A 10,046-nucleotide genomic window follows, 5' to 3' on the forward strand; every position below is an offset into this window, starting at 1 on the left:
AATTTTAAAGGCCATAAAAACCATTAAGTTGGCCACGGATTTGAGTGTAGACCATAAATAGAAAGAGCGGACTAAAATGCCGCTAATCAGCCACAGTAACGCAGCTTTGAATGAAAACATGGGATTCAAATTGCACAAACAAAAAAGGCCACCCTTGCTGATAGCCTATCTCCTGAATATGGCGCAGGAGCTGCGCTTAGAATGAGGAACCTTGGTTCAAATCATACAAACAAAAAAGGCCATCATTGCTGATGGCCTTTCTCGTGAATATGGCGCAGGAGCTGCGCTTAAAATCAGGAACCCAAGGGTTCAAACTGTATAAATGCAAAATGCAGCTAATTGCTTAGCGGCATTTTGACTAAATATGGCGGAGGAGCAGGGATTTGAACCCTGGGTGGGCTATAAACCCACGCCGGTTTTCAAGACCGGTGCATTAAACCACTCTGCCACCCCTCCGAACGCCGAAAATAATATAAGCATACCGCTAGCTTGTAAACCTCAATTTTTAATTCTCGAATCAAATGCTCAACTTATATCCACTCAGGTGTTTTTTACGGCAAATACATCACCCGTTTTAACGAATAATCGGGCAAACAGACGTAAAAACACCTATACAGTGTGAGACTTGTCGTCTTGGTATGGTAAAATCACTGTAACTTTTCACGGTAAATGCTTATATGAATTCACTCTTGATACCCACGTCTTCACTCGCACCTGAATTTAGCCTGCCAACCCTTTCCGAAACGGCTGCCAATCTAAGCGCATTGCTCTTAGGGCAAGAGCGCACTGTGGACGCGTTTAAACTCCACCAAGCTATTGTCGATCAACACTTGTATCTGGCCGATTTCCCGAGCATTGACCGCCAGTTAATGATCCAAGCCTGTATCGATAGCCTTGCACCTTTGTCCCCTGCGTATTTAGTGGCGACATGTCCGATTGATAAGGCGGTAACATTTCAGTGGCAGTCCGATAAGCCGCAGGAAAATCAAGGAAGTATTGCCGAGAAAACAACTCACTATCGCTACCTGAGTGGCAATATTCGCCGTGCAGATTTAATTGGCCGTATGGCGCAAACAGGAACAACGAGTCAGTATCAAGCTGGTGCCCTAGCTCAATGCCATTATGTGTTTATTTGCGCCGAGTCGCTGTGGAAACGTGAGGGTTTATGGGAGTTAGTGATGCAAATCCTCACCCATAAAGAATATCAAATTAGCAGTAACTTAAGTCCTATTCCATTGAACTGTAAGATAGTTCTGGTTGGTGCTGGGATGATTTATAGCCAAGTCAGAACTGAGGATTGGCAATTTCAACGTCACTTTACCCTGTTAGCGGAGCTTGCCAGCGAAATCGACTTGGTCCGTTATAAAGAGTCACAATACGTCTCATGGCTGCAAGCAGTTGCCCAAAGTGTGGATGTCACGCTTGAACAATCCAGTTTAGCGCCACTCTTTCGCTATAGTGCACGGTTAACCGAACATCAACTTCGTCTCAGTTTATCTATGCTCGAGTTCGCCCAGCTCATGATGCAAGCTAAAGCCTATCGTGGTAAAACGAGCATCAATGCAAGCAGTATTGAGCACGCGTTAACCCAAGCCAACTATCGTCATAACAGTTCGGAAGAATATTCGGGCCAGAGCTTCGATGACAATTTCATAAATCTGCCAACTTCGGGTGCTATGGTTGGCCAGATCAATGGCTTAACTGTGATTGATGCTATCGATTATAGCTATGGTGAACCAGCGCGTATCACGGCATCAGTTCACTACGGTGATGGTGAAGTAGCCGATATTGAAAGAAAATCTGAACTTGGCGGGAATATACATGCCAAAGGCATGATGATCCTTTCAGCCTGTTTGTACCGTATCTTTGGACGAGATGCGCCATTACACCTGAATGCCAATATCGTTTTCGAACAATCCTATCAAGAAATTGATGGCGATAGTGCATCACTCGCAGAGTACTGCTGTTTGATGTCAGCGATTGCCGAACAACCCATTATTCAATCACTGGCGATTACCGGCGCATTGGATCAATTTGGTAATGTGCAAGCGATTGGCGGCATCAACGAGAAGATTGAAGGCTTTTTTAATCTGTGTGAACGCCGCGGACTTACGGGAGAACAAGGCGTTATTATGCCCAAGTCAAACGTATTACAGCTTAATCTCAATCCCAAAGTGATTACAGCTGTAGGCAAAGGCCTGTTTCACATCTATGCCATTGAGCATATGGACCAAGCGGTTGAGCTATTAATGCAAATGCCAGCGGGTGTTGCCGATGAAGATAATGATTTCCCACATGATTCACTATATGGTCTCGTGCAGGAACGATTAGACAAGCTCGCGGGAAATGGGGAGGAGGAAATCGGCCTAATCACGAGATTACTCGCAAAATTGGGATTTTTTCGCCGCTAATTAGCTGATCGGAGTTGTTTAGCTTACACGTGTTCGCTAATCTTGGCGGCTCTTATTGCTGGAGTAGTAAAACAATGAATAAAGCAAACAGTTTCAATAAAGAAGAACTCATCGCCTGTGGCCATGGGAAATTATTTGGTCCAAACTCACCTCGTCTACCTGTCGATAACATGCTGATGATAGATAGAATCGTCACTATCAATGATAATGGCGGTGAGTTTGGCAAAGGTGAAATTGTCGCTGAACTCGATATTAATCCAGACTTATGGTTTTTCGACTGCCACTTCATAACCGATCCTGTGATGCCAGGCTGTTTAGGCCTAGATGCCATGTGGCAGCTCGTTGGCTTCTATTTAGGCTGGGAAGGCGCTGAAGGTAAAGGGCGTGCACTAGGTGTCGGTGAAGTGAAGTTTACTGGCCAAGTATTACCTGGCGCGAAGAAAGTCACTTACAAGCTCAATATCAAGCGTACTATTCACCGTAAACTGGTAATGGGCATTGCCGATGCAATTCTTGAAGTGGATGGCCGTCAGATCTACAGTGCAACCGATCTTAAAGTCGGTGTCTTTAGCGATACCTCTACATTCTAATCCGCCTTACTCCAAAACACTGAAGATATAAGTACTGCAGATATAAAAATGCCCTCATCTGAGGGCAATATGCTGCATTACTTTACTTATTCTGGGCTATTTAATTAATGAGGTAAAACTCAATTATTTATTAAACAGCCCATTAACTCGGCCATCCACACCTTCACGCCAACCACCTAACCACTGCGATCGCGAATCAAGATTTGCATATGGACAGAGCTCCTTAGAGCGTCCACCAACCCCAGCTTGGAATCCTTTTGAAAAAGCTCTGTCTAAACGATCTCGTTTTTGTCTTTTCATGCAAGCGTCCTCTGTTCTACATAAAATAGAAGCAAAAGCTTCACACATAGGAATAGTGCTTTTTGACGCCAAGATCAATCAAAAAATCGTCCATTTTATCGACTATTTATTAAACTATTGAGATCATGATTAAAAAAAATCGAGGCATTTTGCCTCGATTTTTTAAGTCTGAATTGAAGCTTAAAATTTAACGAATTCGACGACGGAACCACACTAATGGCAAGGCAAATAACCAAGCTAGGGTTGCTGCACCTTGACGTTCGTAATTGCCAGTATCAGTGTTGTCATCAACAGTACAAGCTTCACCGCTAGAGGCCGGTTTTAACACGACCATACGCGGAACATATGCTGTAACAGGATCACCATTACCATTAAGTTCAAATAATGGCATTCCATTTTCACCGATAACTACATTGCCATTAGCATCAAATTGATAAGAAGGTTTACGAATGAAAGCTGTACCAACAATCGCACCATTCTCATTAATACTTGTACCTTCAACAACTAAAATATCGGCGTTATATTGAAGCACTTTACCCGAGCCATCTTGAACTTCGACTTGATGACGTGCCCAGCTACCATCGCTGGCTTTTTCATAGCCTTTAGATTCGCAGGTCAACAACTTATTAAGATTGCTAAACTCACCAGTTGATTTCTCATACAGGAAACCGGCTTTAGGACGGGGTTTTTCTTTATCGTATGTTGTCTCAATATAACCTACAACTTGGCCTTTATTGTTGATACTCTTCGGTTTACTCGAAAGATCCGTTGTAGAAGCGGCGAAATCATTCGGGGTTACTATTGTTGCATCAGCTTGATTCGTATCAAAATAGAAAAACTTGTCGCGCAAATAACCTTGAATATAGCTGCGATAACTACCGACAAGAATACCACTATCGTTGATGTCATAGGCAATAGAGCTAGAAATCGAATCGACCATAGGGATCCAATGGTATTGGTATTTACCTTCAGTATCTTTAGCCCAATAAGCTGCATCTTGACGCAAATTATTGGTGTCACCACCACGATAAACATGTGAGCGACCCACTACGACACCATTATCATTCAAACCCAATGCTTGAGCGGTAAAGGTCAAGGTATTGTCAGTCGCAGGCGTTAGGCCTAAAGGTAACTCAGTGCCTGTGGCAACATTGTTGTCGATTTGCCATACATAGCCACGAGTCTGATACTGAATATTACGTGTACCAGTACTATTTGGGTATTGCTCGCGTTGTACGCAAACATCCAACGGCAAAGTATTATCTGTACCTAAACAATAATTGACACGATCGCTACCATATTTACTGATATCGGTACTAACATAACCCGCTACTAAATTATTGTTATTAATGGCTGTTGCCGCCGACCATCCACCTAACTCAGCTGTTTTAGTATTGTCAGCATTAACAAATTTAGTATAAGGCGGCGGTAAAGAAATTTCTGTTTGGCCGGATTTCGCGACACCGCGGAACTCATAATCACGGTAATACCAGTAATCATCAGCGACATCAGTAGTTGCTGTATTCTCTATTTTCTTTTCAGGTGCAGTCATGCTGCCCACTTTAATGCCTGCATCGTTAATACCGTAATAAAAGGTATCAACAGAGTTAATCACTGCAGTATCACTTGGCGGTTTAGTGCCATTAATGCTGTCAAAGGTAGGTAACCAAGGGTTAGATGTTTCGTCATTTTCCTTAGCAACAAAGGCAAAGTTGTTAGCAATGATGGCTTTATCTATCGAATACGTAATAGTTTCTTCTGGCGCGATACCATCGGCAACATCAATAACGCCACCTTCAACATCTGAACTGCTGAGTTTTTTCTTGCCCTTTGAAATACCGACTAATTCATCATTGCCATTCACACCTAAGGCATAACCACTACGAGTACCTTCAAGGGTACCTTGCAGATCAAAATTATCGATATTAACGATTTCATAGACAGGTGCAGCATGGGCACTGTTTAATACACCAAGGACACCTAGGGCAACCAAGGAAAGGGCTTTATCCAACTTTGACTTCATTAATTCTATTCCCATTTTTATTATTGGTTTACTTCAGTGACTCAAGCTCTTCCCAACGCTCGAAGCAAACTTCCAATTGCTTTTCTTTATCCGCCAACTGGCTCAATACCAGATTAACTTTATCCTGCGCCTGACTATAAAAGTCTGAATGCCCAATGGTGGTCTGCAATGCAAGAATATCGGCCTCTAATTGCTCCATCACAGTGGGTAACGACTCTAACTCACGCTGTAACTTATAAGACAGCTTTTTTACCGCTTTCGCAGGTTCTGCAGCCTTAACTTCAACGGCTTTCGTTTCAACCGCTGGAGCTTCGACCGCCTTTTGCGAACTAGGTTCCTCAGAATAAAACTTTGCCCCCTGATTCACTGCGTCTTGATAACCACCAACATATTCGCTCCAATGGCCATTACCCGCATACCACCAACTACTGGTGACGGTATTATCGATAAATGCCCTATCATGGCTCACCAACAAAAGCGTGCCTTGATATTCAGTTAGCAGCGACTCTAACAATTCTAGGGTCTCAATATCAAGATCGTTGGTCGGTTCGTCGAGTATGATTAAGTTTGCAGGGCGAATTAAGAGCTTAGCCAGTAACAGACGGTTTTTTTCACCACCCGACAGCGCTTTCACTGGGGTTCTGGCACGCATAGGTGAGAACAAGAAGTCCTGCAAATAACTTAATATATGGCGGTCTTGGCCATTAATCGTGATGGTTTTTTTACCTTCGCCAACGTTATCTTCAACGGTTTGCTCAGGATCTAAGGCTTCACGATATTGGTCGAAATAAGCGATTTCAAGCTTAGTACCGACTTTAATTTCGCCCGATTGCGGTTGCAGCTTTTCGATTAACAGCTTGATCAAGGTTGATTTTCCACAACCATTCGGGCCAATCAGCGCAATGCGGTCACCGCGGATCACTGTGGTATTAAAGTTTTTAACCAAATTTTTATCGGGCAGATTGAAGTTAAGATCGGTTACATCAAACACTAACTTACCAGAGCGTTCGGTATCCGATACCGCCATCTTAGCATTGCCTTGACGGTTTAACCGCTCACTTCGCTCTTCACGTAGAGCTTTTAGCGCACGCACTCGGCCTTCATTACGGGTTCGTCTAGCTTTAACGCCCTGACGGATCCACACTTCTTCATCGGCGAGACGTTTGTCAAACAAGGCATTTTTTTCAGCTTCAACCCGCAGCCATTCTTGCTTACCATCAAGGTACATTTGATAGTTGCCAGGCCATGAGGTCACGACACCACGGTCTAAATCGACAATTCGCGTCGCCATACGGGCAATAAAGCCCCTATCGTGACTGATAAAGACGATAGCGCCTTGATAATCGAGTAAGAACTTTTCAAGCCACTCAATGGTGTCTATATCTAAATGGTTGGTTGGTTCATCGAGTAACAAGAGATCAGGCTCGCTGACCAGTGCTCTGGCTAACGCCACTTTACGCTGCCAACCACCGGATAACTCGCTCAAGGATTTATCAGGATCGAGTCCTAATAATTCGCAGTTTTGTTGAATGCGCGAATCGAGCTGCCAACCATTATAATGATCTAAGGTTTCTTGCAGACCTTGCATCTCATTCAGCATACGATCCATTTGCTCAGGCGAGGCATGGGCGACATCGTGGGACAGTTGATGATAACGCTCAAGCGCCTCACCCACTTCCTTTAACCCTGCCGCAATATACGCGTATACCGTACCTTGCTCAGCTTTAGGTGGATCTTGCTGTAGACGACTCACGGTCACATTACCAGCGATGTTGAACTCACCTTCGTCCAACAACACATCGCCGGATAAGATTTTTAATAAACTCGACTTGCCAGCTCCGTTACGGCCAACAATACACACGCGCTCGCCGCGTTGAATAGTAAAATCCGCTTTTTGTAACAACGGAGTGTAACCATAGGCTAAAGAGCCACTATTGATACGAACCAGACTCAAACTAAGCTCCTGTAAACTCTTGTAATTGCGTTGCGTTAAATGGCCAATGTAACTCTCTATCATCCCAAGCTTTAAGCACAGGGATCGATACGCCGTAACGCTGCGCGAGGTATTCATCGTCACATATATCTATGGCCCGATAACCAATATCAGCCGCGTCCAATAACGCCGCGGCAAGTTCACACAGATGGCAGCCATCTGTGTGATATAGCAGATAAGGCCTGTTATCTAATTCTGCTTGAGTCAACTCAGGCATGGGTGATAAGCCAAGTATTATGGATATGTGGATTGCGTTTGTAGTCCATAGGTAAAGTCACATCATCAATGTTCTTCACATTAATGTTCATCTTTGTCAGCATCTCTATGTCCATCTTAAACTTACGTTTATTGTTAGAGAACACGAGCTCGCCCGATGGGCTGAGCAGTTTCACTAAGGATGCCAATAAATTCACATGGTCCCGTTGCACATCAAACGAATCTTCCATGCGCTTAGAATTTGAGAAGGTTGGCGGATCAATAAAGATTAAATCGTACTGTTCATTACAATCACGGATCCACTGCATGCAGTCAGATTGAACAAACTCATATTGCTTACCTTGCAGGCCATTGAGGGCAAAGTTGTCCTTCGCCCAAGCGATATAAGTATTGGACATATCAACTGTCGTTACCGACTTAGCACCACCTAGCGCTGCGTGCACAGAAGCAGAACCTGTGTAAGAGAACAAGTTCAGTACGCGGCGACCTTTAGACTTTTGACCGACTAAACGACGTGTCAATCTGTGATCGAGGAACAAACCAGTATCCAAATAACCGGTTAAGTTCAACTTGAACTTAGCGCCATATTCGGTGGTAATAAGCTCTAACTTACGCTCATCCAGCTTTTGATATTGACTCGTGCCCTTTTGACGCTCACGGGTTTTCATGATCATCTTGTTCGGATTGATGCCAATGGCCGATGGCAGTGCTAATAACACATCGCTTAAACGACGTTTAGTCACGGCTTCAGGTATGGTCGCTGGCGCCATATACTCTTGAATAATCACGTAATCTAAATACTTATCAACTGCGACGTTATATTCAGGAATGTCGGCATCGTAAATACGATAGCTGTCGATGCCTTCTTTCTTCGCCCATTTCTCTAATAACTTGGCATTCTTCTTAACGCGGTTAGCAAAAGCGGGGGCAATATCAGCAATGTCGACGCCATCTGGTAGCACTGGCGTATCACGGCGAGTACTGTTGGCATGTAAGGTATAGATGTTAAAAGCACATTCAAGCGCGCCGTTAAACATCTTCATTTGTTTATCGGCTTTAAGCTTTAGCGATGACACCAGTTCGATATCACTACACAGCATGGCCACTTTCCAGCCGCCAAACTCTTTCTTAAACTTGTCGCCCAGCTGATAGTAAAGCTGCAATAACTCAGACACATTGCCTAAACGCTCACCATAAGGTGGGTTAGTAATCAAATAGCCGCTTTCCGCAGGCGGCGCTATCGTTAAAGCATCCGCAACTTGAAACTCGATTAACTCCAGTACACCGGCATTTTCGGCGTTACGTTTCGCTAACGCGACTAAGCGCGAATCGATATCAGAACCGTAGAATTTAATATCGCAACGTTTCACGCCTAATGAAGCACGCGCTTTCGCTTCTTCAACGATTTCTTGCCACACAGCTTTATCATGGCGACGCCAATGTTCAAAACCAAAACGACTACGTTGCAGACCAGGGGCAATATCGGCTGCCATTAACGCCGCTTCAATCAGCACTGTACCGCTACCACAGAAAGGATCGAGCAAGGTCGAAGGCGCCGCTTGCCAGCCACTGCGTACGAGCATGTTAGCGGCTAAGTTTTCCTTCAATGGCGCTTCACCTGTGGTCGAACGATAGCCACGTTGATGAAGCGATGGACCCGAGAAGTTCATCGCAATCGTGATCACGCCATTACGGAAATGCGCATCGACTTTAAATTCAGCATCAACGCGAGACACATTCGGACGCTCAATATCATCGTCGCGGAAACGATCGACAATCGCATCCTTAATCTTCAAGGCGCCAAACTGGGTATTATTAAGAAAACCACCCGTACCATGGAAATCGATACTAAAAGTGCTTTTATTGGAAAAGTGTGCCGGCCAATCAACACAATAAGCTGCATTATAGAGTTGTTCTGCCGACTCGCAGCTTCCTTTATAGATAACCAACACAATGCGGCTGGCTAAGCGTGTCCATAAAGTAATGCGATACGCTAAAGTTAAGGAGGCCGTGAAATACACACCAGCAACACTCTCTTTTACTTCAGTCGCACCAAATTCTGTCAGCTCTTGGGCTAAGCTATATTCAAAGCCCTTAGGGGCGGCGGCAAAAAAATTAAGCATGGGATAATCAGTACGCAGTCAAAATCAAAGCGACATTATACCTGCTCGGATACATAAAAGATAAACAGTTATTAGCCAAAGCCCCATTTAGTCACTGTCTTGGCCTAAGATAATTGACGAAAAATCCCCAACTTATACGTAAATCGTATGAATGCCGCCCATCCCGCTTTATATTTAAGCGTTCACCACCTTTTTCAATCTTCGTCCTTGCATTGCAAGGGCACTGCCGTTATAGTCTGCCCCGCTTTGAAGACGGACGCGGGATGGAGCAGCATGGTAGCTCGTCGGGCTCATAACCCGAAGGTCGTCGGTTCAAATCCGGCTCCCGCAACCAATTTAAAGCAAAATAGTAAAGTAAAACAGATAGATATCGGACGCGGGATGGAGCAG

At 44.3% G+C, this 10,046-nt stretch carries 7 protein-coding genes and 2 tRNA genes; 3 read left to right on the top strand and 6 right to left on the bottom strand.

All coding sequences use genetic code 11. From position 1 onward, the window contains the following. Window positions 1–365: 365 nt before the first annotated feature. Window positions 366–456: transfer RNA gene (locus Q4Q54_RS17970), tRNA-Ser, on the bottom strand. A gap of 221 nt (window positions 457–677) precedes the next feature. Here Q4Q54_RS17970 and Q4Q54_RS17975 point away from each other — a divergent pair. Together Q4Q54_RS17975 and fabA are read left to right on the top strand one after the other, a co-directional pair. Continuing rightward, window positions 678–2,411, top strand: a complete 1,734-nt coding sequence (locus tag Q4Q54_RS17975; protein ID WP_311989172.1) for an AAA family ATPase — start codon at window positions 678–680, stop codon at window positions 2,409–2,411. Window positions 2,412–2,485: 74 nt separating this feature from the next. Next, entirely contained in the window at window positions 2,486–3,001 is a 516-nt protein-coding gene (fabA, locus tag Q4Q54_RS17980; RefSeq protein WP_028759638.1) for a bifunctional 3-hydroxydecanoyl-ACP dehydratase/trans-2-decenoyl-ACP isomerase, read from the top strand. A 123-nt stretch (window positions 3,002–3,124) separates the two neighbouring features. On the opposite strand, the gene rmf is transcribed toward fabA, so the two are convergent. From rmf to rlmKL, 5 genes are all read right to left on the bottom strand, one after another. Next, the gene (gene rmf, locus Q4Q54_RS17985) at window positions 3,125–3,301 is read right to left on the bottom strand and encodes a ribosome modulation factor (RefSeq protein ID WP_006082074.1); all 177 of its coding nucleotides are present in this window, start codon (window positions 3,299–3,301) and stop codon (window positions 3,125–3,127) included. A gap of 187 nt (window positions 3,302–3,488) precedes the next feature. Continuing rightward, window positions 3,489–5,324 (bottom strand): DUF3466 family protein, encoded by a 1,836-nt coding sequence (locus tag Q4Q54_RS17990; RefSeq protein ID WP_311989173.1) that lies wholly within the window; start codon window positions 5,322–5,324, stop codon window positions 3,489–3,491. A gap of 28 nt (window positions 5,325–5,352) precedes the next feature. Further along, on the bottom strand, window positions 5,353–7,278 hold the full coding sequence (locus Q4Q54_RS17995; RefSeq protein ID WP_311989174.1) for an ABC transporter ATP-binding protein: 1,926 nt from the start codon (window positions 7,276–7,278) through the stop codon (window positions 5,353–5,355). A 1-nt stretch (window position 7,279) separates the two neighbouring features. After that, window positions 7,280–7,534 (bottom strand): glutaredoxin family protein, encoded by a 255-nt coding sequence (locus tag Q4Q54_RS18000; protein WP_106650811.1) that lies wholly within the window; start codon window positions 7,532–7,534, stop codon window positions 7,280–7,282. Beyond that, window positions 7,527–9,656, bottom strand: coding sequence for a bifunctional 23S rRNA (guanine(2069)-N(7))-methyltransferase RlmK/23S rRNA (guanine(2445)-N(2))-methyltransferase RlmL (rlmKL, locus tag Q4Q54_RS18005; protein ID WP_311989175.1), 2,130 nt, complete (start codon window positions 9,654–9,656; stop codon window positions 7,527–7,529). Before rlmKL ends, Q4Q54_RS18000 begins: the two co-directional genes overlap by 8 nt. A gap of 257 nt (window positions 9,657–9,913) precedes the next feature. Between rlmKL and Q4Q54_RS18010 the strand changes: the two genes are divergently transcribed. Then, a tRNA-Met gene (locus tag Q4Q54_RS18010) sits at window positions 9,914–9,990 on the top strand. Window positions 9,991–10,046 lie beyond the last annotated feature (56 nt).

It is taken from the genome of Shewanella sp. SP2S2-4 (assembly GCF_031932025.1).
Lineage (GTDB): Bacteria > Pseudomonadota > Gammaproteobacteria > Enterobacterales > Shewanellaceae > Shewanella > Shewanella baltica.

Bases quoted from the DNA above. Each gene is read 5' to 3' on its own strand.
- Q4Q54_RS17975 (WP_311989172.1), top strand. From the start codon at position 678: ATGAATTCACTCTTGATACCCACGTCTTCACTCGCACCTGAATTTAGC.
- fabA (WP_028759638.1), top strand. From the start codon at position 2,486: ATGAATAAAGCAAACAGTTTCAATAAAGAAGAACTCATCGCCTGTGGC.
- rmf (WP_006082074.1), bottom strand. From the start codon at position 3,301: ATGAAAAGACAAAAACGAGATCGTTTAGACAGAGCTTTTTCAAAAGGA.
- Q4Q54_RS17990 (WP_311989173.1), bottom strand. From the start codon at position 5,324: ATGAAGTCAAAGTTGGATAAAGCCCTTTCCTTGGTTGCCCTAGGTGTC.
- Q4Q54_RS18000 (WP_106650811.1), bottom strand. From the start codon at position 7,534: ATGCCTGAGTTGACTCAAGCAGAATTAGATAACAGGCCTTATCTGCTA.
- rlmKL (WP_311989175.1), bottom strand. From the start codon at position 9,656: ATGCTTAATTTTTTTGCCGCCGCCCCTAAGGGCTTTGAATATAGCTTA.